Origin of the sequence: Ensifer sp. ENS06, assembly GCF_014852205.1 — a bacterium.
GTDB classification, from domain to species: Bacteria; Pseudomonadota; Alphaproteobacteria; order Rhizobiales; family Rhizobiaceae; genus Ensifer; species Ensifer adhaerens.
On record NZ_JACVBC010000002.1, the window covers coordinates 491,554 to 515,260 of the forward strand.

At 63.6% G+C, this 23,707-nt stretch carries 25 protein-coding genes; 13 read left to right on the top strand and 12 right to left on the bottom strand.

The window, feature by feature from the left end:
* Positions 1–10: 10 nt before the first annotated feature.
* Positions 11–994: an aldo/keto reductase gene (locus IB279_RS11530; protein WP_060603555.1), complete on the bottom strand. Its 984-nt coding sequence runs from the start codon at positions 992–994 to the stop codon at positions 11–13.
* A gap of 71 nt (positions 995–1,065) precedes the next feature.
* Here IB279_RS11530 and IB279_RS11535 point away from each other — a divergent pair, with 71 nt between their 5' ends.
* On the top strand, positions 1,066–1,461 hold the full coding sequence (locus tag IB279_RS11535) for a MerR family transcriptional regulator (RefSeq protein WP_060516092.1): 396 nt from the start codon (positions 1,066–1,068) through the stop codon (positions 1,459–1,461).
* Here IB279_RS11535 and IB279_RS11540 read toward each other — a convergent pair.
* The 3 genes from IB279_RS11540 to IB279_RS11550 form a co-directional block, all read right to left on the bottom strand.
* The gene (locus IB279_RS11540) at positions 1,409–2,479 is read right to left on the bottom strand and encodes an NAD(P)-dependent oxidoreductase (RefSeq protein ID WP_112770992.1); all 1,071 of its coding nucleotides are present in this window, start codon (positions 2,477–2,479) and stop codon (positions 1,409–1,411) included. The two genes, IB279_RS11535 and IB279_RS11540, sit on opposite strands and share 53 nt — an antisense overlap.
* 27 nt (positions 2,480–2,506) lie before the next feature.
* Positions 2,507–3,085, bottom strand: a complete 579-nt coding sequence (locus IB279_RS11545; RefSeq protein ID WP_060583254.1) for a TetR/AcrR family transcriptional regulator — start codon at positions 3,083–3,085, stop codon at positions 2,507–2,509.
* Positions 3,086–3,589: 504 nt separating this feature from the next.
* Positions 3,590–5,548, bottom strand: a complete 1,959-nt coding sequence (locus IB279_RS11550; protein ID WP_112770993.1) for an elongation factor G — start codon at positions 5,546–5,548, stop codon at positions 3,590–3,592.
* A gap of 353 nt (positions 5,549–5,901) precedes the next feature.
* On the opposite strand from IB279_RS11550, the gene IB279_RS11555 reads away from it, so the two are divergent.
* Positions 5,902–6,582 (top strand): glutathione S-transferase family protein, encoded by a 681-nt coding sequence (locus IB279_RS11555; protein WP_112770994.1) that lies wholly within the window; start codon positions 5,902–5,904, stop codon positions 6,580–6,582.
* An 82-nt stretch (positions 6,583–6,664) separates the two neighbouring features.
* On the opposite strand, the gene IB279_RS11560 is transcribed toward IB279_RS11555, so the two are convergent.
* Both IB279_RS11560 and IB279_RS11565 read right to left on the bottom strand, forming a co-directional pair.
* Complete coding sequence (locus IB279_RS11560; protein ID WP_089043561.1) at positions 6,665–7,114, bottom strand: hypothetical protein; 450 nt, start codon at positions 7,112–7,114, stop codon at positions 6,665–6,667.
* A gap of 271 nt (positions 7,115–7,385) precedes the next feature.
* On the bottom strand, positions 7,386–8,363 hold the full coding sequence (locus tag IB279_RS11565; RefSeq protein WP_112975886.1) for a transporter: 978 nt from the start codon (positions 8,361–8,363) through the stop codon (positions 7,386–7,388).
* Positions 8,364–8,602: 239 nt separating this feature from the next.
* Here IB279_RS11565 and IB279_RS11570 point away from each other — a divergent pair, with 239 nt between their 5' ends.
* On the top strand, positions 8,603–9,652 hold the full coding sequence (locus IB279_RS11570; RefSeq protein WP_112770995.1) for an aldo/keto reductase: 1,050 nt from the start codon (positions 8,603–8,605) through the stop codon (positions 9,650–9,652).
* Between the two features lie 98 nt (positions 9,653–9,750).
* On the opposite strand, the gene IB279_RS11575 is transcribed toward IB279_RS11570, so the two are convergent.
* Positions 9,751–10,374: a hypothetical protein gene (locus IB279_RS11575; protein WP_060516083.1), complete on the bottom strand. Its 624-nt coding sequence runs from the start codon at positions 10,372–10,374 to the stop codon at positions 9,751–9,753.
* Between the two features lie 508 nt (positions 10,375–10,882).
* Here IB279_RS11575 and IB279_RS37090 point away from each other — a divergent pair.
* From IB279_RS37090 to IB279_RS11610, 8 genes are all read left to right on the top strand, one after another.
* A complete protein-coding gene (locus IB279_RS37090; RefSeq protein WP_034793180.1) occupies positions 10,883–11,275 on the top strand; it encodes an antitoxin Xre-like helix-turn-helix domain-containing protein in 393 nt (130 codons plus the stop codon).
* Positions 11,272–11,967 (top strand): RES family NAD+ phosphorylase, encoded by a 696-nt coding sequence (locus tag IB279_RS11585; RefSeq protein WP_060603575.1) that lies wholly within the window; start codon positions 11,272–11,274, stop codon positions 11,965–11,967. Before IB279_RS37090 ends, IB279_RS11585 begins: the two co-directional genes overlap by 4 nt.
* A gap of 431 nt (positions 11,968–12,398) precedes the next feature.
* Entirely contained in the window at positions 12,399–12,839 is a 441-nt protein-coding gene (locus IB279_RS11590; protein WP_112770996.1) for a GNAT family N-acetyltransferase, read from the top strand.
* Between the two features lie 112 nt (positions 12,840–12,951).
* Positions 12,952–13,461, top strand: a complete 510-nt coding sequence (locus IB279_RS11595) for a GrpB family protein (RefSeq protein WP_089043558.1) — start codon at positions 12,952–12,954, stop codon at positions 13,459–13,461.
* Between the two features lie 72 nt (positions 13,462–13,533).
* Positions 13,534–13,935, top strand: coding sequence for a GFA family protein (locus tag IB279_RS11600; RefSeq protein ID WP_060516079.1), 402 nt, complete (start codon positions 13,534–13,536; stop codon positions 13,933–13,935).
* Positions 13,936–14,039: 104 nt separating this feature from the next.
* Positions 14,040–14,603, top strand: coding sequence for a hypothetical protein (locus IB279_RS11605; protein ID WP_112770997.1), 564 nt, complete (start codon positions 14,040–14,042; stop codon positions 14,601–14,603).
* Between the two features lie 292 nt (positions 14,604–14,895).
* Complete coding sequence (locus IB279_RS37660; RefSeq protein ID WP_256439264.1) at positions 14,896–15,018, top strand: hypothetical protein; 123 nt, start codon at positions 14,896–14,898, stop codon at positions 15,016–15,018.
* Positions 15,019–15,237: 219 nt separating this feature from the next.
* On the top strand, positions 15,238–15,804 hold the full coding sequence (locus IB279_RS11610) for a hypothetical protein (protein ID WP_192339215.1): 567 nt from the start codon (positions 15,238–15,240) through the stop codon (positions 15,802–15,804).
* A gap of 3 nt (positions 15,805–15,807) precedes the next feature.
* Here IB279_RS11610 and IB279_RS11615 read toward each other — a convergent pair whose 3' ends face one another.
* Both IB279_RS11615 and IB279_RS11620 read right to left on the bottom strand, forming a co-directional pair.
* On the bottom strand, positions 15,808–16,578 hold the full coding sequence (locus IB279_RS11615) for an adenylate/guanylate cyclase domain-containing protein (protein WP_060516188.1): 771 nt from the start codon (positions 16,576–16,578) through the stop codon (positions 15,808–15,810).
* Between the two features lie 115 nt (positions 16,579–16,693).
* Complete coding sequence (locus tag IB279_RS11620; protein ID WP_127889144.1) at positions 16,694–17,581, bottom strand: LysR family transcriptional regulator; 888 nt, start codon at positions 17,579–17,581, stop codon at positions 16,694–16,696.
* Between the two features lie 125 nt (positions 17,582–17,706).
* Between IB279_RS11620 and IB279_RS11625 the strand changes: the two genes are divergently transcribed.
* A complete protein-coding gene (locus IB279_RS11625; RefSeq protein ID WP_162728764.1) occupies positions 17,707–18,051 on the top strand; it encodes an antibiotic biosynthesis monooxygenase in 345 nt (114 codons plus the stop codon).
* A gap of 62 nt (positions 18,052–18,113) precedes the next feature.
* Here the strand turns inward: IB279_RS11625 and IB279_RS11630 are convergent, their stop codons facing one another.
* A complete protein-coding gene (locus IB279_RS11630; RefSeq protein WP_112770999.1) occupies positions 18,114–19,553 on the bottom strand; it encodes a DUF1254 domain-containing protein in 1,440 nt (479 codons plus the stop codon).
* A 328-nt stretch (positions 19,554–19,881) separates the two neighbouring features.
* Between IB279_RS11630 and IB279_RS11635 the strand changes: the two genes are divergently transcribed.
* Entirely contained in the window at positions 19,882–21,819 is a 1,938-nt protein-coding gene (locus IB279_RS11635; protein ID WP_112771000.1) for a translation factor GTPase family protein, read from the top strand.
* Between the two features lie 106 nt (positions 21,820–21,925).
* Here the strand turns inward: IB279_RS11635 and IB279_RS11640 are convergent, their stop codons facing one another.
* Positions 21,926–22,774 carry a hypothetical protein gene (locus IB279_RS11640; protein WP_112771001.1) on the bottom strand — a complete coding sequence of 283 codons (849 nt, stop codon included), beginning with the start codon at positions 22,772–22,774 and terminating at the stop codon, positions 21,926–21,928.
* A 504-nt stretch (positions 22,775–23,278) separates the two neighbouring features.
* Positions 23,279–23,701 (bottom strand): YciI family protein, encoded by a 423-nt coding sequence (locus tag IB279_RS11645; protein ID WP_060516071.1) that lies wholly within the window; start codon positions 23,699–23,701, stop codon positions 23,279–23,281.
* Positions 23,702–23,707 lie beyond the last annotated feature (6 nt).

A 23,707-nucleotide genomic window follows, 5' to 3' on the forward strand; every position in this document is an offset into this window, starting at 1 on the left:
GGTCGCACCCTTAGACGGCAGCTCCTTGCACAGCCCCGGCGAGCGGATCGAGCATGGCCGTTACATCATCGGGGAGGATGATGGACGCCGCCGCGACGTTCTCCTCAAGGCGGCTGCGCCTGCGTGTTCCGGGGATTGGCACCACCTTCGCATTCAACTTGCGGCCCTGCATGTGCAGCCAGGCTAGTGCCAGCTGGGCCGAGGTAATGCCGAGGCCACGCGCGGCTTCCTCGACCTTTGCCACCACCTGCATGTTCGCCTGGTGGTGCTGCGATGCAAAGCGCGGGAAATTCCTGCGTGCATCTCCCTCCGTCAGGGATTGGGCAAAGGCCTGGCCGGTCAGCATGCCACGTCCGAGCGGAGAGTAAGGCACGAGCGTCACGCCGAGTTCGAATGCAGCGGGAACGACATCTTCCTCGATCTCACGCGTGAAAACAGACCATTCCGACTGCAGCGCTGCAATCGGATGGATGGCATGCGCGGCCCGCAGCTCCGCCGCGGTCACCGCCGAGAGGCCGAGCCAACGGACCTTTCCGGCCGCGACCAGATCGGCCATCGCGCCAATGGATTCTTCGAGTGGTACGGCATCAGTGCGGCGATGCATGTAATAGAGGTCGATGACATCGACACCCAGGCGCTTCAGCGAGCGGTCAGCGGCAGCACGAATGAACTCGGGCCGGTTGTCTATGCTCCAGTCCTCTGGGCTTTGCGGCGTGCGCGCATAGCCGAACTTGGTGGCGATCAGGACCGCTTCACGATGCGTCCTGACGAAGGACGCAAGAAAGGCCTCGTTGGCGCCGATACCGTACATGTCCGCCGTGTCGAACAGGGTGACGCCGAGTTCGAGCGCCCGTTCCAGAGTGGCGCGAGATTCGGCCTCGTCCGTCGTGCCGTAGAACTCGCTCATGCCCATGCAGCCGAGGCCCTGGGCTCCGATCGGCGGGCCATCCGAGCCGAGTTGGACGCGGTGTAGAATCTTTTCCTTGCTTGTCATCATGGGTCTCCAATTCCAGACAAGCAGCTCTTATAAGTATTGACCATACTCTATGGTCAAGGGTTTACTACATGCTGATTTCGGAATTTGCGAAGGCCACGGAACTGCCGGTCGATACGATCCGCTTCTACATTTCCAAGGGGCTGCTGAAGCCCGAGCGCAGCGCCAAGGGCGGCTCTAATCCCTATCAGCTGTTCAGCCAGGAAGACGTTACCGCCGCGCGGATGATCCGGCTGCAACAGACGCTGGGTTACTCGCTGCGGGAGATTCAGGCCCTCAATGACGCGTATCGCGCCGGCGAAAGTTCGCCCGCACGAACGGTCGAGATCCTGCAAGCGCAGATCGCTCGACTAGAAGAGCGGAAGGCCGCGCTGGACGCGGCTCTCTCGTTCCTGCGCGGCAAGGTGGACTGGATCAAGGCAGGCAAGCCGGACACGGCGCCGCAACTGGAGGACTACCGGTGCTGACGGTCCGAAGCTCGTCCAGCCCCTGCTCCCGCGAGATGACAGGAACATAGCCCAGCGCCCGCTTTGCCTTGCCGATATCAAGCGAGATCTCGACGGCCGACGTCGCATAGACCTGTGATGTCAGCGGAACGCTGATCCTCCCCCTGGAGAGGGCAGCGAGCACATTGCCGCCCCAGGCAACGGCTCTGACGACGGCGCGGGGAACGGATTTTTCCGGCGGGACGATCCCTTGCGTTTCCAGAAGCTGCGAGACGAACGTCCTGAACGGCACGGCATCGCCATCGGTGATGAAATAGACCTCCCCGCCCTGCCCGTTTGCAAGCGCAAGCGCCACGGCCTGGCACAGGTTGGCGATATGCGTGGTCGAGGTCAGGTAGGTGCCTCCCGCGATCCAGGCGAGCTTGCCAGAGCGGGCAGCCTCGACCAGTGCCGGCAACGCCGTGGTATCGTCACGCCCCCAGACGAAGCGCGGCCGAAGGGCGACGACCGGGAAAGCCGGACTGCTGGCCGCAAGGGCTACACGCTCGGCCGCCGCCTTGCTGCGCGAATAGCTGCCGGCCGGGCGGCGCGGAAACGGCGCCGTCTCGTCCACCTGCACCAGCGGGTGCCCATCGGCAAGCACGGATTCGGTGCTGATATGGATCGCTTTGCGGATACCGGCGGCGCGGGCCGCCTCCATGACGATCCGCGTGCCATCCTCGTTCACCCGCCGCTGCTGCGGCGTGCCTGGTCCATGATCGGTATCGGCCGCGGCATGGACAAGCGCGTCGCAGCCCGCCATTCCCGCGGCGATGTCTGGACTGAGCAGGTCGCCCATAAAGGCCGTCGCACCGAGTTGGCGGACGCGGTCGGCCGCCTTCCGGCTGCGCGCCAGAGCGACAACAGAAGCGCCCGTCGTGACGAAATGGCGGATGAGGTTGCGGCCGACATAGCCGCTGCCACCCGTGATGAAGATGCGCCGGAACGGGGCGCGTTCGCCCGTGGCCACGGCGGATGTGGCATCGCATGCTTGGTTCATTTCGCTGCACCTATGAGGTTTGGACGCTTAGCGCTCGTCCGGAAGATCGGCTGCCTGCGGGGTTGCAGTCACGAGCCAGTTGATTTCGCGCAGCACCTCGTCGCGGTCCGCACGCGCAAAATGGTGAAAGTCGAGATATTCGAGGAACTTGAGACCCTCGAGCGCGAGATAGGCAAGCAACGCCCCGCGCGGCGACTGGGAGTTCTGGAGAATTCTCGCGATCGTCGCATCCTGGCTTGCCTGCATCTTCCGGCGCAAACCGGCATCGAGCGTAAGCGCCGCGCTGAGGTTCAGTGCTACCGCCCGGAATTCCTCGGGCGGCGGTTCGGCCGCAGCAACGATGCGCCCCCTGACCGCTCGATCCTGAATGTCTCCGATCTTCTGCTCGACCTGCGCATGGTGTGCGTTGTCGCGCTCAAACGCCCGGTCGACGACGGCCTCGATCAGCGCCTGCTTGGACTTATAGTCATAAAGCACACTCGCCTTGCTGACGCCGGCTTCCCTGGCGACGGCATCGACAGTCAGGTTGGCAGCGCCATCACGACCGACGACCCGTTCGGCGGCATCCAGCACCTGCTGTTGATCAATTGCGCGTTTCCGGCCCATGGCTCCATCCGATTTATTTCCGACCGGATGGTTATAAATAATCTATCGGCGCCTTTGTCAAGCGCGTCGGATCCCTCAGAAAGCTGGATCGCCTCCTCCGGCCCCACCCATGCGCGCAGCGCCAGGACCTGATCTTCGATGACCAGCACATCATTCTCGAAGCGGTGAAAACGCAGCCGAACCCCAGGCCCGATCAACGGTTGCTCGCGGACTACCGCGCCGATCCGCCTCTACACGAAGTCGAGAGAGCGTGATGTCGGAGACTGTATCCGCAGAACGGCGATGCCGGGTTGGGGCCTTGAAAGCAACCTCACGGAAGGCGACCCGCGCACTCGACCTTGCCCGTCGGCGGTCCGGGGAATCGGCGAGACCTATCGCGACAACAAATACGCTCCGTGATTGCGCGGCAATAAATTCGCCACCGAAGAGACGTTGATGCGCGACTAAAATTGCTCGGCGCGGTCATGGTGTATCGCGCCAAGCCGCTGCTCTCATAGACGATCATCACCCAGCCTGCTGTGCCCCATGCGCGTGGATTACCGCATCCGCCTCCTTGCCGTAAAGCTCCTCGAAATGGTCGAAGCTCTTGGAGAAGTAGCCGATGCCTTGCGTCGCGGCCCTTAGTGTCCGGGCGAGATCGTCGAGCGCCGATCCCGGCACCAGGGCGCGAAAGATGTCCCAGCCCTTGGCGCTCTCGTCACGGTCGAAGCCGAGCACCTGGCCCTTGTAGGTGGAGACGATCGGCACCAGGCTGCCGGAATAGATCGAGGGGATGTGGATCTCGACGCGGATGACCGGCTGCATCAGAACGGCCGAGGCCTGCGACAGCGCCTGGCGCACGCCCATCTTGGCGGCCGCGCGGAAGGCGAAGTCGTTGCTGTCGACCGCATGGTGCTGGCCGTCGGTCAGGGTCACGCCGACATCGATCACCTGAAAGCCGAGCGGCCCCTTCTCCATCGCTTCGCGCGCGCCGGCCTCGATCGCCGGGATGAAGTTGCGCGGCACCGCCCCGCCCTTCACCGTCTCGGCGAAAGAGAAGCCGGCGCCGCGCTCGTTCGGGTGCACGCTGAGCTTGACGTCGGCGAACTGCCCGGCACCGCCCGTCTGCTTGCGGTGGCGGTAGTGCACATCGGAGGGTTTCAGCACGGTCTCGCGATAGGTCGGGCTCGGCGGCCTGTCGGTGACGCCGACATGGAAGACGTCGGCGAGCGTCTTGCAGAGGTCGCGCAGGTGCATCGGCCCCTGCACGCAGACGAGCTGCGCGCCGCTGCCTTCCTCCTGCATGACCGCGAGTGCGCGGTCGGTCTCGGCGAGCTTGGCAAGCGTGCCCGAGAGCTTGGTCTCGTCGCGCTCGCTGTCGGGCACCAATATGCGCACCAGCATCGGCGTCGGCGGCAGCGTCCAGTCCGGCGCCTCGGCGGTGCTGCTGGCGGCAAGCAGCGCCGGCACCGGCAGATGGTCGGCCTTGACAGCGGCAAAGATCGCGCCCGCCTCCGGCGTGGCGTTCGGCAGCGGCTTGCCGGTCGCCGGGTCCTGCAGCGAGCCGAGGCTGCCGCCACCGAGTGTCGCGCCCTGCTTGATACCGGATGTCAGCGCCCTGACCAGCACCGTCTTGCCGACATTCGCCTTGTGATAGGCGTGGAAGCTGACGGCCGAAAGTGCCGTCTCGGCGATCGGTCCGGCCTCAGCCAGCCTCTTTCGAAGCGCGTCGACCTGAGGCGCCTCGTGGCGCAGCGCCTTCATCAGCCGCAGAATGCCGTTGGCGTGGCTTGCAGCGCCCACCAGCACCGGGATGATGCGGTTTTCCTTCAAGAGCCGCGTGGAGATCGCATAGATCGTGTCGTTGGCCGGCGCCCGGTCCTCGATCAGCTCTTCGAGCAGCCAGTCGTCGAATTCCGAGAAATGCTCGAGCAGCTCGGCCCGCGCCTCCTTTTCCCGATCCATCACCGTGTCGGGGATCTCGATCAGCGCCGAGGTCTGTCCCTCGCGGTAGCGCCAGGCGCGCTCGGAGATCAGGTCGCAGGTGCCGACGATCTTGTCGCCTTCGCGGATCGGCACCTGGCGCAGGAGCAGCATGTGGCCGGAATAGTCCTGAAGCGCGGCGATCACGTCGCGCAGCCGCCCCTGCGGCTCGTCCATTCGGTTGATGAAGAGAATGCAGGGCGTGCCCGACGCCTCGATTGCCTTCAGATAGGGCGCGGCCAGCACCGCCTCCTCCGGCACCGGCGAAACGCAGAGCACGCAGGCGTCGCTGGCGATCAGCGCGTGCTGGGCGTGTCCCAGCGCCTCGGTGCCGCCGGGTGCGTCGAGCGCGCACCAGGCTTCGCCGCCAAATTCGAATTCCGTGAGGTTCAATCCGTAGGGTGAAGCAGCTTTTCTGGAGGCCCCCTCCAGACCGGCCAGCTTGTCTGCCAGCGTGGTCTTTCCGGTCTGCGAGGGCCCAAGTACCGTGAAGCAGCGCATCGGCAATCCTCCCCTGTCGCGATGACGACGGGCGCCGAGCGTTGCGACGCCCTTGTTCTATTAATTCTAGGGCAGCTTTTGCGCTTTCAATGGTAGCCGGGCACGATGGCGGCAAGTCTTTACGCGTGCGCGTCCTTTTCCGGCGCTAACCGCTTGGAATCGATCAGCATGGCGTCCCCAAAAAATCGGCGCGTATCCGGCGCGGCTGCCGCCGTTCTGCGCCACGGGCCCCGATCTTTTGGCCCTGAACCCCGAAAACCGATTGCGAAACAGGACCGGTTTTGCGATAAACGGGCACGTAAAGACCTGACGACCGATCCGCAAGCGTCCCTTCCGCACTGGAGAATACGCGCATGTCCCTCACGCTTTACCAGCATCCACTCGCTTCCTTCTGCCACAAGGTGCTCATCGCGCTTTACGAAAGCGAGACCCCGTTCAAAAGCAGCCTGGTCGACCTGCTCGACCCGGAAGAAGCGGCCCGCTTCGCGGCGCTGTGGCCGGTCGGCAAGATGCCGGTCTTGACGGACAGCGCTCGCGACGTGGTGATGCCGGAGACATCGATCATCATCGAATATCTCGACCGCCATTATCCGGGACGCCAGCGGCTGATCCCCGATGACCCCGACATGGCTCTGAAAGCCCGGCTCTGGGATCGCTTCTTCGACAACTACATCCACGTGCCGATGCAGAAGATCGTCACTGACACGCTGCGGGCGCCAGGTGAAAGCGACCACCGCGGCGTTGCCGATGCCCGCGCCGCGCTTGGCTTGGCCTATGGCATGGCCGACAAGCACTTCGCCACGCATGAATTTGCCGCGGGCGATACCTTCAGCCTTGCCGATTGCGCCGCCACCCCGGCTCTCTTTTATGGCGGCATCGTCGAGCCCTTCGATGAGACCCATCCGCATCTTGCGGTCTATTTCGAACGGCTGCTCGAACGCGCGTCCGTCCGCCGGGTGCTCGCCGAGGCGCGTCCGTATTTCCATATGTTCCCCTACCGGAACCTGATGCCGGAGCGGTTCTTCGAGATGTAGAGAATGTCGCGCAAAAGCGCGCAGCGGTTTGCGATAGACAACTCAATCTGAAAATCGCGATGTGCTTCAGGCGCCGCCGGCGTCAATTGTCGGCGCGATGCCGCGTTGAACCACCCTGCTGCTCCAGCCACATGGCGTTTTCGAACAGCACGCGCTCGTCGGCAATGCCCCTGCGGAACTGGCCCGTGATGTGGCGGGCCAGCCGGTCGGCACGTTTGCCGTAGCGCGGGATGTCGCACCAGATGCAGACCCGGTCGAAGGTGCGTTGCAGCATATCAAGATCGTCGGGGCCGATCGGGCCGTCCGGTTCGCGTGCAAACTCCTGCATTGAAACCTCCTGGCTGCCAAGGGCCGGCGCGCCGCTATCCGCGTACGCCGCCAACCGCGGGTCGAAACCAATTGCGCCTTTCAGGGCGGACGCTCTTACGAATGCCCGCCGGCTGCGGCGGAAGTGACGCGTGGCACTTGCTTCCGCCCAATCGCCGTTGCACGGACACCCGATCTCGGCGAAGGCCTGATCGATCCGGTCCATTGCGTGCAGGAGAAGCGCCTGTGGCCTGGCCGTCCGAGACATTACGCGACCGCCCGTATCGGGACGAAAACGCGAACGATCTTACAGCCGCCGGAGCCGCATCCTGCCCAGCGAAGGCGGCAGTATGCGCCGATCGGGAGATAAAGCAACGTCGCCGCACGCGAACCCTGCCGCGATCGGTCGTTTCCAGACCGGCACGAAGGTCACGCGTCATCCATGCCTCCGCCGGTCGAAAACGGCGCCGGCGGGGCATGCGAGGCTTGGCTCAAGCCTACTTCACCTGGGCCGGCGGCGTGCCGATCGGGAAGGCGATGGTGACGAAACCGGCCGTGCCTTCTGGCCGGTTCTTGGCGCCAAATTCCTGGAAGACCTTGAGCGTCAGCGATACCGGCGTCTCGGCCATCTTGAAATTGTAGCCCATGGTGCCGCCGATCGCGGCAATACGGCCCTTGAACGGGCCGAGCCTTGCGCCGGCGCCACTGTCGCCGGTCACCTGCTGGTAGAAGTAGCCTGCAACGCCGGCGGAGAACTCCTGCCCGAAGTGCTTGGTAACGGCCCATTCCGCGTGGAATTCCGTACCCGTGCGGTAGTCCGTCGCCGGGTTCTCGCCGTTGAAGGTGAAGCCCGCGGCGCCCGAGATGTCGAAGCCCGTTTCCGGATTGAACCAAGTGCCGGCGAGCGTGAAGTCGCCAGCCCAGCGGTTGAACGAGAGATTGGCGAGCTGCCCCTTCTGGTAGTCGCCGATCGGCACGTTGACCGAGGCGTTCGCCGTCCAGTGGAAATCGCCCTCATGCCAGCCGAGAACCGCGCCCAAAACGGGGTCGCCGATAGTGAAGACAGAATCGCTGACCGAGGCCGAGCGACCGGCCCTTGGCGCCGAAAGCGTAGCGTCGATATCCGGCCCCCCGAAGGGCACGATCGCGGTGAAGCCGAGGTTGCCGCCGAGCACTTCTTCGGGCATCACCCAGAGGCCGGTGCCGAAGATGCCGATCAGCGTCGCATCGACCTCGCCGACGATCTCGCCACCGAGCGGAAGCTGCTTGTTGCCCTTGAGCTCGCCCACATAGAAGTAGGTGTCGTTCTGGAAATAGGTCCCGGGCGGCGCCAAAAGGCCGGCCATCGGGCCACGTGCGCCGAGCAGATAGAAGCCGGCACCGTTTTCGGCCGCATTCGCCGTCAAAGGCGCAACAATGCAACCCAGACCGGCAGCGATCGCCGATGTGGACAGCAGACGCTTTACAACGCTCATCCAGTGATTCCCCTTAATCTCTCGACGAAACGATAACATTTTGCCGTGTTCAAGCCAGCCCTAAGAAACCGGAGCTGCAACCACCGCAACATCCGATTGCAGAGTGTTGCAGGCCTACACACTGGGCCCGCGCCGCGGACGCGGCCTCTTTGCTCGCCACTTGACCGCCGCTGTCGCCTTCGGCTTTCATCCCGTGAAGCTTGCGTTCCCGTTTCCCCACCAGCAAAGGACCAGAGACCATGGAATACCGGCTGCTCGGCCGTTCCGGCCTGAAAATCTCTGTCATCACCATGGGCACAATGACGATCGGCGGCCGCGGCAAGTTCGCCGAGGTCGGCAATGTCGGGCTGAAGGAGGCGCGCCGCTATGTCGACCTCTGCCTCGATGCCGGCGTCAACCTGATCGACACGGCCGACATCTATTCGACCGGCCATTGCGAGGAGATCATCGGCGAGGTCCTCGGCGGCCAGCGCAAAGCCGGTGTGCTCGTCGCCACCAAGGCGCGCTTTTCGATGGGGCCGGGGCCGAACGACGGCGGGCTCTCGCGCCAGCACCTGATTGCCGCTTGCGAGGCGAGCCTGAAGCGGCTGAACACCGACGTCATCGATCTCTACCAGGTGCATGAATGGGACGGCCTAACACCGCTCGAAGAAACGATGGAGGCGCTCGACAGCCTCGTTCGCAGCGGCAAGGTCCGCTATATCGGCTGCTCCAACTATTCCGGCTGGCACATCATGAAGGCGCTCGGCGTCAGCGCGCTCGAAGGCCGCCAGCGCTTCATCAGCCAGCAAATCCACTACACGCTCGAGGCCCGCGAGGCTGAATATGAGCTGATGCCGATCGCCATCGACCAGGGGCTCGGCGTGCTCGTCTGGAGCCCGCTTGCCGGCGGACTTCTCTCCGGCAAGCACCGGCGAAACGAGACACCGGACGGCACCCGCCAGCTTGCCGGCTGGAAGGAGCCGCCGATCCGCGACGAGGAGCGGCTCTGGAAGATCGTCGACATGCTCGTTGCCATCGGCGCCGAGCGCGGCGTGTCGCCGGCGCAAGTTGCGCTCGCCTGGCTGATCGGCCGCAAGGGCGTCACGTCCGTCATCATCGGCGGCCGCACCGAGGCGCAGTTCAGCGACAATCTCGCTGCCGCAAACCTGAAGCTCACCGATGAGGAGAAGGAACTGCTCGACGCCGTCAGCCTGCCGCCGGTGATCTACCCTTACTGGCATCAGCTCTGGACCGCCAAAGACCGGCTCGGCGAGGCCGACCTGTCGCTGCTCGGGCCGCATGTCTGACGCACGTGGGAACGGACCTGCGACCCGGGCCGAGTGTCCGGGCCGTCAGGATGAAACCAAGGCGTGTCCCTTGCGCGTTACAATAAGCTGAAAGCGCCCTATTTCGCAGCAAAGCAATAGAACAGCCCCTCGCCGCCGGTGCCCTTGAAGGCCTCGACGGTGCAGCCGCCCCGCGTCGCGTGCGAAGAGTTCCAGGATTTGGCCTCGGCGGAATCGTTCAATCCCGTGCGGTCGCTGTGGCCGACGATCGCCGCGCCGTCGGCGCCGCCCATCGTCCAGTTGCCGCAGGTGTCCGGTGCCGCCGTGCCATCGGCTTTCGAGCCCGTCAGAATGTCGTGGCGGTTGGGCGTATCGCCGCGCCCGTTGATCACCTCGCCCTTTTCATTGAGCGCCGTCTGCTTCGTCAGGTTGTTCTTGTCGCTGTGGAGCGATGCGACATCATCGGCGATCTTCTCGCCCTTGGCGTTGTACCAGGGGCCTGCGCCGATCCGGTCCTTGGCGTTCTCAGCGTCGGTGGAAAGATAGGCCTTCCAGCTCTTGCCCGTCGCCCCCGCTGCCTTGGCGAGCGTATCGCAATAGGCGTCCGCCCCGGTGAGGCCGCCCAGATCGCCGCCCTTTCCGGGGTTCACGCTGGTGACGAAGAAACTCATGCTGGTGTCCTGCGCATAGGCCGCGCCGGAACAGGCCAAGGCGAATGCGATTGCTGCTAATGCGCGCTTCATGGCTCTCTCTCCCATCAACTGTGCCGAAAAGCCTATCGGCCGCCGCCAACCGAGTAAAATCGAATTGCCGTGATGGAGACCGCGCCATCTCAACGGATGGCGACGCAACGCGCGCGGCGACCTCTGCGCCACGTCAGGTGAAGGGCGATCCAAGCGCCGAGAGCCTCGACAGGTTTGAGGATGGCCCTTTTGCAGCAGAAGCGCTGCCCCTCACCCCCTGCCGGGACCTTCCCCCCGTCACGACGGCGAGAAGGAGACGTGGTCACCCGCTCCCCCCTCACAGAAACCTGGCCTACCTTGGGTTTGTGAGATCAGCCGCCGAGTGACGGTGCCCCCGTCGTCTATGTCCCCTCTCCCCGCGTGGCGGGCAGAGCGTTAGGGTGAGGGGCAGAGCCGGGCGCGTTCGCTCGGCAGTGCAAACAGGCATCAGCCGGCCACCCCTTGACTTTCCGCCCAACATCGCCATTTCATATCATATGATACACTCAGTCACCGCATAGGAGACATTATGGCCCTCGCGCAACCGGCTTTCGCACCCGCCCGGCAGGAAGAAGCTGTGATCGTAAAGGCGGTGGTGAAAGCCTGCGACCTCTGGAATCTCACCAATAGGGAGGCGGCCCAGCTCTTCGACGTGCCGATCGCCACCTGGAACCGCATGAAGGCCGGCGACTTCAAGGGCAGGCTCGACCAGGACAAGCGCATGCGCGCGAGCCTGATCGTCGGCATCTTCAAGGGCTTGCGGCTGTTCTTCAACGGGCCGCTTACCTATCAATGGCCGAAGGCGGTCAACACCGGCCCGCTGTTTTCCGGCCGCTCGCCGGTCGACCTGATGATCGAGGGCGGCATTCCCGTGATGATGAAGGTCAGGCGCTATCTCGACGGGTTGCGCGGCGGCCTATGATCGCGCTGCCGGAAATCGACTTCAACGAGCCGGCAACCGTCCGGCTGATCTCGACCGCCTATATCGACGAGCCCGCGGTCAAGCCGCTCGCCGACGATGACGACGAGATCGAGATCCTCAACCGGCTGGAGGCGATGACCTCGGCGCGGCTGAGCCCGCTCGCTCTGCCCATCGGCGTCGATCCTGCCGAACTCCTGAACGAGACCTTCGGCTACGGCTGGTCGCTGATCAATGCCGCCTTCTGCCATGCCCGGCCTCCAGGCAACCGCTTCAACGGCGAGGAGCGCGGCGCCTGGTATTGTGCCTTCGGCCCGCGCGCACTCCAGACCTGCCAGGCGGAGATCGTCTATCACCGCACCCGGGCGCTTCGCGAGGCCGGCAGCTTTCATGACATCGGTCGCTACCGCGAACTGATCGCCGGCTTCACCTGCCGCTTCCATGACGTGCGCGGCGAAGTGGACGCCGCCTATCTCTCCCCCGACACCGCCGTCGCCTACCCCGCCGGCCAGGCGCTCGCCGCCACCATTCTTGCAGAAGGCGGCAACGGCCTGATCTATCCGTCGGCCCGTGATCCTGAGGGCACGTGCCTCGCCGTCTTCCGCCCCTCGGTCATCCAGAACGTCCGCCAGGGCCACACCATCACCTTTGAATGGACGGGCAAAGCAGAGCCACGCATCATCGAGGAAACCTGAGCGGCTGGCGCGAAGGCCGTTTCTTTCTTGCCATCGCAATGTTGCGGTAATGCGCCCGTTGGAGAAGGGCTCGCTTTCCGGATTTCGGCGCCTCGAGCGGCCCGGCCGGTACGGCAGAAACTGAAAACGTATAAATCAGATTGTTATTGACGCTTTGCCAGGCTGGACGCGTGTCCCCGTCCCTCCGGTTCCTTGCCCCCAACTCCCTCGCCCGCTGATCGGGAAAGGGAATGGCAGCGGCCCGGCTCCGCCTACCCTTCGGCTCCCCTGCCCGCCCCGCAGAGGGAACCGCTCGCGCCCAGGCGCAGGATGTGGACGCCGAGAGCGCTGCAAGGTCCCTTCTCCCCGCTCGCCCCGCGGGGAGAAGGTGACCGCAGACGGGATTAGACAGAGACTGCCGCCCAGGCCACAGCGTCGACCATGAGGACCGAATGACGATTACACTCCTGCCCGTCGATACCGTCGATGCCGATGTCATCCGGAGGCTCGACGTTCACGAAAACCAGATGGATTTCATCGCCAGCAACGACGAATCTCTCGAAGAACTCGGCGAACGCCCCGAATGCGTCGGTTTTGCCGTGATGGCCGAAGGCGCGCCGGTGGGTTTCGCCATGTATGCGCTCGACCCCGATGACGGCAACCACTGGATCTACCGGCTGATGATCGATGCCCGCCGCCAGGGCAAGGGCTATGGCGCCAAGGCGCTCGCAGCCCTCCTGGAGCACGTGGCCAAGATCCCTGAATGCGGCGACATCTATCTCGGCGTCTACCCGGAAAACATCCGCGCCCACGCCCTCTACCACCGCTTCGGTTTCTGCGAGACCGGCATGGTCCTCGGCGAGGAAAAGGTCATGCGGCTCGACCGCAACTAGGCGGTGGCGCGATCCGGCCAAACGACCTTCCTCCGTCCAGGCGGGGGAAGGTCCATGAATTCGTTCCGGGTGCTACCATGACACCACCGTCAAGAACCCGGAGCAAGCCGCCGTGCCGCTGACCAGCCAGATTTCAGTCTATGATCCGCGATGGCCCGATCTGTTTCTCTCCGAGCAGCAGCGCATCCGCAGCGTATTCGCAAATGCGCTCGTCACGATCCACCATGTCGGCAGCACCGCCGTCCCCGGTCTCGCCGCGAAGCCGGAAATCGACCTTCTGGTCGAGGTGTCCGAGCATCGCGACGTGGGCGATGTGACGGAGCGGATGAAATCGCTTGGATATGTTCGCGGCACGGACCTTTCGCAGGATCACCACTTCTATCGGCGCGACGTCAATGGCGTTCGAACCCACAAGGTCCATGTGTGCCGGTCAGGACATTGGCAGATTGCAAGAATGCTGCGGTTTCGCGATCTTCTGCGGCAGGATCCGGACCTCAGCGCCCGCTATCAGGCGCTGAAGCTGCACCTCGAAGCCACGAACCAGCATGGCATCGGCGAGTACCTCGCCTCGAAGGCTCCCTTCATCGACGCTGTCTTGGCGCACAAGCGCGAGCGAGATTGATATCCGGCCCCGATTGCGGACATCCCGCCATCGGGGCACTATGCCGCCTCGGTACAATAGCGGGAGCGGCTCATGCTTGACGGCTCATGTCACTGCGGCAATGCGAAGTGGACGCTCAAAGGCGACCCCGGCCCGATCACCGCCTGCAACTGCACGCTCTGCCACCGCTACGGCACGCTCTGGGCCTATGACTACGAAGGCGAGCGCATCGCAGTCAGCGGCGAACTCACCGCCTATACCCGCGCCGACGAGAAGGACCCGACGCTCGAAATCCTCTTCTGCCCGACCTGCGCCGGCGTCGTCGCCTGGCGCAGCCTGCACCTTGACGAACGGGGCCGCCGGCGCATCGCCGTCAATCTCAGGCTGGCGGCGCTGGACCGGGTCGCAAACCTTCCCATCGACCATTTCGATGGCCTGGTCACCTTCGAAGACCTACCATCCGACGGCCGCTGCGTGCGCGACCTTTGGGCGTAGGAGCTCGCACCACCACGAGATGGCAACCCCAAGGCAAGAAACAGTCTGGCGGCTCCAGCCTGCACAACGGCTGCAATCAAAGTAGATCGGTTCCAAGAAAGTAGATGAATATGCTCGAGCAAGCGAAGCCGTCACGGGGTTCCAAAATGTCGGGCTGCCTCTTCCTCTCCTTTGTCGGCGTTGCTGTCTCGCCGGTCTTGCCGGAACTGTTCGGACATCCCTACGTCCCCACAGCCAGTTGGATTGACTGGAGCGGGTCGGCGGCTATCGTGATCGGCATTCTCGCGGCAGTCTATTTCTTATGGTTGATCACGCTGGGGGCTGCGGGTCGCTTTCAGCGCCTGGGTGCAAAGACAGTTTTGCTCACTTTTGCCGCGCCATTTATTGGCTTCTGGCTCGGGTACAGGGTCGTGGTGCTCGGCGGACCGATGCTCGTTGCTCTCGCCATCGGCAGCGGTATCGAACACACCTTCACAGTCAAGTCGAGTGAATCGGACTTCAGATGCTCGAGCAGTATCACGGTCGCCGAACTCCCCGTGCTGGCTAACAGGTTCTGTGGTCTTGCTAAGGAATTGGCAGGCCCGCTCGGCCTTGGCTCGCGCGTTTCAATCACGGGGCGGGGCTGGCGATGGGGCGTGTTTGCGGGCAGTGTCAGACGGATCGATTGAGCCTCGGCCGCCTTCATGCAAAATTGAAGCAATCAGGCGTTGATCCGCACGCCGCCGCCAGATGGAGAGAGAACGTCCATGCGACATTTGACTTACGCGACCGCGTCACTTCTCGCTCTCCTCAGCCTGTCGGCCTGCTCCCAGTCATCCTCGTCGTCGCCTCCACGTCCCTCGACATCGGAGGCGACCGCAGCGGCGCTTCGCGGCGGAAACCCGACCGACGAGCGCGCCTGCGAACAGGCCGTCGTCAAGCAGACCAACAACCCCGACATTTGCGACGCTGAGCTCAGAGATGTCGCAGGCCAACACGCAAGTCATCATCGGCGTCGGCCCCGAGCGCGCCAAGTGGCGCTGCCTCGTCTCCCGCGGCAAGGTCGCCGAGGTGATGTCGTTGACCGACGAAGGTGCGATGTAGGTAGGCGATCCGTGGACGGAAGCCACATCGCGCCCGGCGGGCAGTTCGCCCTGCCTCGCTCGGTCGCGCTTTCCCGGATCGACAATAACCGAACGTTGCTACGATATTGATGCACAATCGAAAACAGCTTATGTCTTGAGATGCCGGATGGTGAGGGACGTCTTGGTCCGCAATCGCACGGTTGCCGCCCACCGACCTGCCCCATATCCGGAACATCCCATGGACGCACCTGAGCCTGCGAAAGAGCCACTCTTCACCAAGCTTCTGCGTTATGTCGTCGTAACCTGCTTCTTGCTCTTTGCACTCCCTATGCTTGGCGCGTTTGTCGGATACCTCTATATCCCCTCACCTGAATGGATGGAGTTGACCCGGACAGCCGCTCTGATCGGCGGCGCCTGTGGCTCCGCGCTGATCCTGTTGGCGGTCGCGACCAGCCCGGACTCCATGAATTATGCCTACGCCGATCCAAAGACAGCCTTGTTTGTCGCCATAGTGCCGTTCCTCGGCTTCGCGATGGGGTACATCATCGTAACGATGGGCGTTCCGATGGCCGGCGCATTGGTCGCGGGCAGCCACGTCGAGCGCATCTACACCGTCGCCTCGATGGCCCGTTCCAAAAAATGCTGGAACTCCATCGAACTCATCGAGCCGCCGTTTCAGGCAGATCAGCTCTGCGGGTACTCGTCCGAACTTCGAGACAGTCTTTGGCCCCGTGATCGGGTGGCGATCAGCGGACGCGGCTGGAAATGGGGCCTCATCGCCAGCGACGTCAGGAAGATCAAATGAGCCTCAGCTCTGCTTTGCGATGACCCGCGCCGCGACCGGCTGATCGATGCCCTTTAGCGTCAGCAGCCGCGTCGCCGCTCCTGACGCCAGCTCCCCGGCCTGGCCCGCCGTTTCGGTCGAGACGATGATCTCCCCCGCCTCGGCCTGGGATTCGAGCCTCGACGCCAAGTTGACCGTGCCGCCGATCGCGGTGAAATCGCTGCGGAATGTCGAGAACTCGCCGATCTCGACCTCGCCCGAATGAATGCCGACGCCGACCCCGAGCGGCCGTTCGCCGAGGTCGTCGAGGTCGAGGCGGCCGAGTGCATCGGCGCAGAGACGCTGGATATCGCGTGCTGCCATGATCGCCGCTTGCGCATGGTCTTTCCGGATGATCGGAAAGTTGAAGATCGCCATCAGCCCGTCGCCCATCTGCTTGTTGACGATGCCGTCATGCGCCCAGATCGCCTGGGCGCAGCGATCCTGGAACAGGCTGACGATCTGGCTCAAGCGCACCCGCTCGATCCGCTCCGAAAGATGCGTGAACCCGCGGATGTCGGCAAACAGGATTGTGGCACTTGCCGCAACGTGACTCTGCTTCTTCACGTAACGGAAGGAGCGCTCGCAGATCGTACAGATGTTCGGGTTCATCTTGCTGCGGGTAATACCGAAGGCGCGGAACGGCAGCGCCAAGGGCCCGCGGATCGGGATCGGCACATGCATCTGGTCCCAGCATCCCCGGCAGATGCGGGCGTCATGGCTGGCGGCAGGCTGAATGGAAGAGGCGTCTGTCATGGTGCGCATCTGCTCCGGCTCGCATGACCCGATGGCGTCAGCGAAGCTTCGGACATTTGGAGCACTTTAGCAACGGCTGGATCGACGCCGGGGAACGTTCCGTACCGCTCGGCCGTCACGCGGCAAACAGGTTCTCCGCCATGAAATCGACGAAGGCACGCACCTTTGGCGAAAGATAGCGATTGGTCGGCCAAAGCACGCGGAACGTGCCGGTTTCGCGAAGGTAATCTTCCAGCAGCGAGACCAGCTTGCCTTCCGCCAGTTCAGGCGACACGGCAAAGGGCGGCAGGCAGGTGATGCCGAAGGAGCGCTCCGCAAGAAAGATCAAGGGGTCGAGCGTACTCGCCACCGTGGTAACAGGCAGGTCCAGCTTCACCTCACGCCCGTCACGAACGAGCGGCCAAGGTTCAAGGCGGCCGGAATTGGCGTAGCGGTGATGAAGGCAGCGGTGCCCAAGCAGGTCCTCCGGCACATCCGGCCGCCCATGAGCCGCGAGATATTCCGGCGAAGCGACGATCCGGTGCCGGAACGTCCCGAGCTTGCGGCTCATCAGGCGTGTATCCTTCACGTCGCCGGTGCGGATGACCGCATCGAAGCCCTCCTCGATCACATCGACCAGCCGATCGGTGAAATCGAGATCAAGATTGATCAGCGGATAGGCGCGCATGAAGTCCGATATGGTCGGCATCAGCAGCATGCCGGCGAGCGGCAGGCTGACGCGCAATTGCCCGCGCGGCGTCGCATGCGAACGTGACAGTTGCGCCTGGGCCGTTTCGAATTCGGACTGGATGCGGCGGCAGGTGTCGAGAAAGAAGCTGCCGTCCTCGGTCAGCGCCATGCTTCTCGTCGACCGGTTGAAGAGGCGCACGCCCATCTCGTCTTCGAGCCGCGCGATCGCCTTGCCGACGGCCGAACCTGAAAGCCCTAGGCGATGCCCGGCGGCCACGAAGCTGCCCGCCTCTGCCACCTGAATGAAAATGCTGAGCGTTCCGAGCTTGTCCATCGCGCGCCGATTACGGAATATTTTTCCGAAGTGATGAGAATACGCGCTCGTTTATCCGCTATTTCTCTCCCGATATCCAGATGCCGTCGCGGCCGATACGCCGCGGCGTTTAAATGGAGAGAAGCATGACAACGATCCCTACCCCCACTTTCACGGCGTCCCCCGTTCCGACGACCTTCGTCGTCAACGTCATCCACGCCCATCCCGGCAAGCAGGAAGAAGCCTTCGCCGTCATCCAGGACGTCGTGCACTACGTTGCCGAACGGAAGGAAGGTTTTCTGTGGAGCACGCTGTCGAAGAGCACCGACGGCGAGACCGTCGTCAATGTCGAGGCGATCCAGGGCACCGGAAATGTCGATGAGTTCTTCTCCGATCCGGTGTTCGCGGAGAAGTTCCGCAAGCTGGACGAAGTCTCCCGCAGCGAGTTTCACATCTATACGGTCGGCGATCTCGTGCTGCCGAAGCGCTGAGCCGGCGCCTGATCGCCACGCCCTGCGCCTTCACGCGAAGACGCAGGGACTCTTCGCCTCTGTCATCCCGCCTTCTTCACCGGCGGGATGAGCCACGACCCGTCGAGAATGGAAGGCGGGCTGTCGTCGGGCCAATAGAGCCGCATCATCAGGATGAACTTGCCCTTCGGCGCCGGCAACCAGTTGTTTTCCTTGTCCTTGCCGGGTGATTCATTCTGGATGTAGATCTCCGTCGAACCTTCGGCATTGGCCTTGGGGCTGACGCGCGCGCTGATCGAATAGCGGTTGAGCGGATTGTCGACGAAGAAATAGTTCTCGTCGTACATGGTGATTGACCAGAAGCCGCGCACCGGCGGCAATTGCCCCTTGGGGAAGGTGACGACGTATTTGTTGGAGCCGTGATAGGCGCGGGAAACCAGGCCGTCCCTGGACTTCAGCGACGTCGGATAGATCGCATCCTGCGGACGATTGGCGCCAAGCCCGATCGCCGTGATCAGCGCCCGCTGCAGATAGTTGGTGCCGTAGATGCCGGTCTTGGTGGTAAAGCCCCAGCCGTTGACGTTCTGGATGTCACCATCGCTGAACTTGAAGTGCAGCATGATGCGATGGAACGCCATGACGGGGATGCGCGAGACGAAGGCGGCATCGAGCTTGCTCTTGTCGAAGTCCTGGCCCGGCACGATGCCGATTTCGGCGAATTTGGCGATCGCCTCGCCATCCGCCGCCGTCGGCGGATTGGTCTTCATCAACTCGCAAAGAAGCGTGAAATATTCGACCGCATCCATGCGATTGACCTGCTCGCGCACCGCCGTCTTCATGTCGATCGACGGATCGACCTTGCCGACCGGCGGCGTCCAGTCCTTGCCATAGGCGCTGAGCGGACAAAGCTTGCACTCGTCCTGAAGTGCATGCACCGCCGCATAGTCCTCCGGCGTGCCATCGCAATAGATGCGCCCGAGGATCCAGACGATGCCGGTTGAGGATTTGTATTCGGTCACGCCGTCGGGAAGGCTTCCCTGCCAGCCCGGCCCGGTAATGGCATAGGCCTGCGCCCCGCCGCCGGTCGTGCGCTTGCCCGGCACCTGAAACACCGTCGTCCAGCCGTCGAGCATCGGAAACAGGAAGAAGCGATCCTTCATGTCGGGGATCGACAGCACCCACGGCTCCTTGCCCACATCGACGAAGGCTGTCGTGTACAGCGTATCGGCATTCGGCGCGGTGACATCCTTGAAGGATGCGTTCGGATATTCACGCAGCTTGATGACGTGGCCCATCGGCCCCTTGCTGCCTTCGGGCTTGGCCACATTGGTCACCACCCGGCGGGTCATTTCCGTCGTCACCAGTGGGTAGCCGTAGATATAGGCTTCCACCGCCAGCCAGAAATCATCGGCAGCCTCGACCGGATCGAAAAGCGGCGATTCCAGCGCGTTCGCAGGTAAGAACGATGCTGATGCAAGCAGGCCGGCGCCGCCCAAAGCGACGGCGCGACGGGTCATGTCCATGTTTGCCTCCCCCTTTTTCTTTGGCGGGAGGAAGTTAGCATATACTAATAAGTACGACCAGACATTGTGTTCGGCCTACCCTCGCGTGACCGCCCGAAGCGGGAGCATCGCCATTTTTCGATGGCCCCGACCACACCAGCAAATCTGCAACACCGCGTCGGAGTTGTCAGGCGGCGCTTGACGCCCTTCCTGTGGCGTCCTTAGATTTCACGAGCACCCCGCCTGCCGTGGGTTGCGCGATCCGCAAGAAGCTCAAGTCTGGAGACCCCGATGCGCCGAGTCACTTCTCAAGAAACCCAGATCCGAATTTTTGAGAAGCTGATGGGATATGCGCACATTGAATCTGGGCATCCTCGCCCACGTGGATGCAGGCAAGACTAGCCTTACGGAAAGACTCCTTTTTGACACCGGCGCGATCGACAGGCTCGGCAGCGTCGATAGCGGCAATACCCAGACCGACAGCCTTGAACTCGAACGGCAGCGTGGCATCACCATTGCCGCCTCCGTCGTGTCGTTCAGGCTTGGCGATCTGGTCGTAAACCTCATCGACACCCCCGGGCATCCGGACTTCATCGCCGAGGTCGAGCGCGTGCTGCAATCGCTCGATGCAGCCGTCGTGGTCGTCTCGGCGGTGGAAGGCGTGCAGGCGCAGACGCGCGTGCTGGTGCGCGCCTTGCGCCGCCTCGGCGTCCCCTTCCTGTTCTTCGTCAACAAGATCGATCGCCTGGGGGCGCGTCCCGCCGAAGTGGTCGAAGAGATCGCCAGCCAACTCTCGGTCCGCCCCGTCATCATGTCGGCGGCGGTCGAGGCCGGCAGCCGACACGCGAGAGCCGAGCCGATCGACTTTGCGCAGGAACCGCATTTTTCGGCACTTTCGGAAGCGCTTGCCGCCAATGATGAAGCCTTGCTCGACGATTATGTGCTGGCACCGCAGCGTCTGACTGTCGAGCGGCTGCGGAAGGCCTTGGCGACGCAGCTTGCCGAAGGCCTTCTGCACCCGGTCTATTGCGGCATCGCCATGACCGGCGTCGGCGTGCCGGGCCTGATCACCGCGATCGAGACGCTGTTGCCGGCGAAGGCGCCCGCCCCGGATGCACCGGTCGAAGGCCGGATCTTCAAGATCGAGCGCGGCTGGGGCGGTGAAAAGCTCGCCTTTCTCAACCTGACGTCCGGCACCGTCGCCATGCGCGACTATCTCGTCCTTCCCGGCGGCGCGGCGAAGGTGACCAGCATCCAGCTCTTCGACCAGGGCCGGCTGGAAAAGGTGGACCAGGTGACAGCCGGCCGCATCGCCAAGGTGGGCGGGCTTGCCCATGCCCGCATCGGTGACTGGGTCGGCGTCGACGGAAGGCGTGCCGGAGCGTTTCACTTCGCCCCGCCGACGCTCGAAACCCTCGTGCGGCCGAGGCGCCCTTCGGACAACACGGCGCTGTGGCTTGCCCTTCAGCAACTGGCCGAACAGGACCCGTTCATCAACCTGCGCACCAGCGACGATGCCAGCGAGATGTTCGTTTCGCTCTATGGCGAGGTGCAGAAGGAGGTGATCGAGGCCACCCTGTCGGCCGATTTCGGGCTGGAGGCGCATTTCGAGGAAAGCACGGTCATCTGCGTCGAACGGCCCCTTGGCACCGGAACCGGCATCGAGATCATCTTCCGCGAGCCGAACCCCTTCCTTGCGACCGTCGGCCTCAGGATCGAACCGCGGCCGGCGGCAGCGGGCAACAGTTTTGCCCTCGAAGTGGATGTCGGCCAGATGCCTGCGAGCTTTTACCGGGCGGTCGAAGAGGCCGTTGCCGAAACGCTGAAGGCCGGGCTCTTCGGCTGGCAGGTGATCGATTGCCACGTCGCCATGACAGCGGCACGCCAGACCTCGCCGGCCAGCACCGCCGTCGATTTTCGCCGGCTGACGCCGCTGGTGCTCGCCGAGGCGTTGTCTTCGGCCGGCACGGTCGTCTGCGAGCCGATCGACAGCTTCCGCCTTGAAGCGCCCGCGTCCGTGCTGACGGCCATTCACACGCTGCTCGCCAAGTCAGGCGCGTCGACGACGGATTCGATCATCGAAGGCGGCGTCGCCCGGCTTGCCGGAACGATCGCATCGGCCAACGTCCAGGGCGTCCAGCGGCAGTTGCCGGGGCTCACCAGCGGCGCCGGCGTGCTCGAAAACAGCTTCGATCACTACGCGCCGATCGCAGGCACGCAGCCTTCCCGGCCCCGGTTGGGCGCGAACCCGTTCGATCGGGCCAATTATCTCCGGAGCCTGCGATAACATAAGAACACCGCGCGCCTCTTCAGACGCGCGGTGCCACCATGCTCTTGCTTGATGATTGTACCTGGCTGGCAGCGGCGCAAAATGCTGCCGCCTGCCAAGCCGATCAGAACGCCAGGCGATTGCTGGACCAGACCGGGCCGAGGCGCTCTTCTTCCTTGAGCGTCGTCGAACCGTAGGAGAAGCGCAGGCCACCGAAGAGGGTGCTGGTGTCGCCGGAAACCGAAGCGCTCAGCCCTGAAAGCTCTTCGTTGGTGTATTTGTAGCCGGCAAAGAGCGTGACGGGGAAAGCGTCCAGCCGGTAGTTGGCCGTCAGCTTGACGCTGCGCAGGTCGTAATCCAGGTCGTTTTCGCTCATACGATGCAGCGAGCCGTCGACGTCGAAGCGCAGGTTGTCGGTCGCGTAGATGCGCGCGCCGAGCGAGCCCATGTAATGATCGGCATCGATGTCGTCGAAGTCTTCCACACTCGCCTGGCCGTAGCCGATCGCGCCATGCAGCGTCCAGGTATCAAGGAAGTAGGCCGCTTCGACGCCACCCATGTAATCGTTGAGGTCGAGGCCGATGCCCGGGTCGAGGCGTGCGCCTTGCACGAAAACGCCTGCCGCAAAGAGATCATTGCGGTAGTAGCCGTGCAGCGCGCCGTCATAGCTGTCCGTGTCGATATCCTCAAAGGAGGCGCGCGTGTAGCCGAGATCGACCTGCAGGTTGAAGCCGGCGCCGGCGTCGAAGTTCACCGCACCGCGCAGGTCCCATGCATCCGCATCGATATCGCCGGGCGAGTCCACGGCAGCGCCGTAGGACGTCTCGACGTAGCCGACGATGCCGCCCGACGCCTGCTCCACCGGCACCTCATAGGCGTCCTGCGGCCCCACCAACGGACCATCGATATCGGCAGCCGCCGCGATCGAAACACTTGAAAGAAGAAAAATGACGAAACTGCTCGTCCTGACCATTGCCCCACTCCGGTTCAAACCCCGGAAATAAGGTAAACGAACACGGTTAATACAATCTCTACGGGAAGCGGAGCAGACGTCCTGCCAACATCGACACGATCCGGACACCGTGGCAGCCGTTCAGCCCGCGAACGGCCTTCGTCCCGCTCGCCGCACAACACCTTGTCACCGCGCAAAACCGGCGGCTGCCCCTCATCCCGCGGTGAGGACTAACTCCTCATCCGCCCGGTGACGACTTGCCCCTCATCCTGTCGGCACCTTCTCCCCGCTTGGCGGGGAGAAGGACATACGTGGCACTCACTCCCTCGGCGACAAGCACCGCAATCCGGCGCCCCGACCAAACACATTTGACCGTGACGGCGCTGCGTTCGAGATCACCGAGAACCGGGCTCGTCCCCTCTCCCCGCCTGCGGGGAGAGGGTTAGGGTGAGGGGCAAGCGGAGTTGCTCCCGGGTTAAACCTGAGGAGATGGGCAAGGCCACCCCAAGGTTCGGCTAACAGCCCTTACTGGTTGGCGATCTTCTCGCGCAGGCGCTCGTCCTGGGCGGCGATCTCCGGCGTCACCAAGTCGCCGAAATCTTCCATCTCGAAGACCGGGCGGATTTCGATTTCGCTCGGGCCCGGCATCGGGTTCGGGCAGCGCTTCACCCAGGCGATTGCCTCGGCCATGTCCTTGACGGTCCAGATCCAGAAGCCGGCGACCAGTTCCTTGGTCTCGGCAAAGGGGCCATCGATGACCATGCGGTCGGCGCCGTCGAAGGCGACGCGGGCGCCACGCGACGAGGGATGCAGCCCCTCGCCCGCCTGCATGATGCCGGCATTGACCAGTTCCTCGTTGTACTTGCCCATGGCTTCCAGCAGCTCGGTCGAGGGCATGTTGCCCGCTTCGCTGTCCTTGGTCGCCTTTACAAAAACCACTACGCGCATTGTCCA

What these genes read in the sequence shown, in the direction of transcription:
- IB279_RS11545 (WP_060583254.1), bottom strand. Translation starts at nt 3,085, where the DNA reads ATGGGCCGGAAACGCGCAATTGATCAACAGCAGGTGCTGGATGCCGCC.
- IB279_RS11615 (WP_060516188.1), bottom strand. Translation starts at nt 16,578, where the DNA reads ATGACAGACGCCTCTTCCATTCAGCCTGCCGCCAGCCATGACGCCCGC.
- IB279_RS11585 (WP_060603575.1), top strand. Translation starts at nt 11,272, where the DNA reads ATGATCGCGCTGCCGGAAATCGACTTCAACGAGCCGGCAACCGTCCGG.
- IB279_RS11640 (WP_112771001.1), bottom strand. Translation starts at nt 22,774, where the DNA reads ATGGTCAGGACGAGCAGTTTCGTCATTTTTCTTCTTTCAAGTGTTTCG.
- IB279_RS11605 (WP_112770997.1), top strand. Translation starts at nt 14,040, where the DNA reads ATGAATATGCTCGAGCAAGCGAAGCCGTCACGGGGTTCCAAAATGTCG.
- IB279_RS11555 (WP_112770994.1), top strand. Translation starts at nt 5,902, where the DNA reads ATGTCCCTCACGCTTTACCAGCATCCACTCGCTTCCTTCTGCCACAAG.
- IB279_RS11540 (WP_112770992.1), bottom strand. Translation starts at nt 2,479, where the DNA reads ATGAACCAAGCATGCGATGCCACATCCGCCGTGGCCACGGGCGAACGC.
- IB279_RS11630 (WP_112770999.1), bottom strand. Translation starts at nt 19,553, where the DNA reads ATGGACATGACCCGTCGCGCCGTCGCTTTGGGCGGCGCCGGCCTGCTT.
- IB279_RS11565 (WP_112975886.1), bottom strand. Translation starts at nt 8,363, where the DNA reads ATGAGCGTTGTAAAGCGTCTGCTGTCCACATCGGCGATCGCTGCCGGT.
- IB279_RS11645 (WP_060516071.1), bottom strand. Translation starts at nt 23,701, where the DNA reads ATGCGCGTAGTGGTTTTTGTAAAGGCGACCAAGGACAGCGAAGCGGGC.
- IB279_RS11600 (WP_060516079.1), top strand. Translation starts at nt 13,534, where the DNA reads ATGCTTGACGGCTCATGTCACTGCGGCAATGCGAAGTGGACGCTCAAA.
- IB279_RS11610 (WP_192339215.1), top strand. Translation starts at nt 15,238, where the DNA reads ATGGACGCACCTGAGCCTGCGAAAGAGCCACTCTTCACCAAGCTTCTG.
- IB279_RS37660 (WP_256439264.1), top strand. Translation starts at nt 14,896, where the DNA reads ATGTCGCAGGCCAACACGCAAGTCATCATCGGCGTCGGCCCCGAGCGC.
- IB279_RS37090 (WP_034793180.1), top strand. Translation starts at nt 10,883, where the DNA reads ATGGCCCTCGCGCAACCGGCTTTCGCACCCGCCCGGCAGGAAGAAGCT.
- IB279_RS11560 (WP_089043561.1), bottom strand. Translation starts at nt 7,114, where the DNA reads ATGGACCGGATCGATCAGGCCTTCGCCGAGATCGGGTGTCCGTGCAAC.
- IB279_RS11530 (WP_060603555.1), bottom strand. Translation starts at nt 994, where the DNA reads ATGACAAGCAAGGAAAAGATTCTACACCGCGTCCAACTCGGCTCGGAT.
- IB279_RS11550 (WP_112770993.1), bottom strand. Translation starts at nt 5,548, where the DNA reads ATGCGCTGCTTCACGGTACTTGGGCCCTCGCAGACCGGAAAGACCACG.
- IB279_RS11575 (WP_060516083.1), bottom strand. Translation starts at nt 10,374, where the DNA reads ATGAAGCGCGCATTAGCAGCAATCGCATTCGCCTTGGCCTGTTCCGGC.
- IB279_RS11570 (WP_112770995.1), top strand. Translation starts at nt 8,603, where the DNA reads ATGGAATACCGGCTGCTCGGCCGTTCCGGCCTGAAAATCTCTGTCATC.
- IB279_RS11620 (WP_127889144.1), bottom strand. Translation starts at nt 17,581, where the DNA reads ATGGACAAGCTCGGAACGCTCAGCATTTTCATTCAGGTGGCAGAGGCG.
- IB279_RS11635 (WP_112771000.1), top strand. Translation starts at nt 19,882, where the DNA reads ATGCGCACATTGAATCTGGGCATCCTCGCCCACGTGGATGCAGGCAAG.
- IB279_RS11625 (WP_162728764.1), top strand. Translation starts at nt 17,707, where the DNA reads ATGACAACGATCCCTACCCCCACTTTCACGGCGTCCCCCGTTCCGACG.
- IB279_RS11590 (WP_112770996.1), top strand. Translation starts at nt 12,399, where the DNA reads ATGACGATTACACTCCTGCCCGTCGATACCGTCGATGCCGATGTCATC.
- IB279_RS11535 (WP_060516092.1), top strand. Translation starts at nt 1,066, where the DNA reads ATGCTGATTTCGGAATTTGCGAAGGCCACGGAACTGCCGGTCGATACG.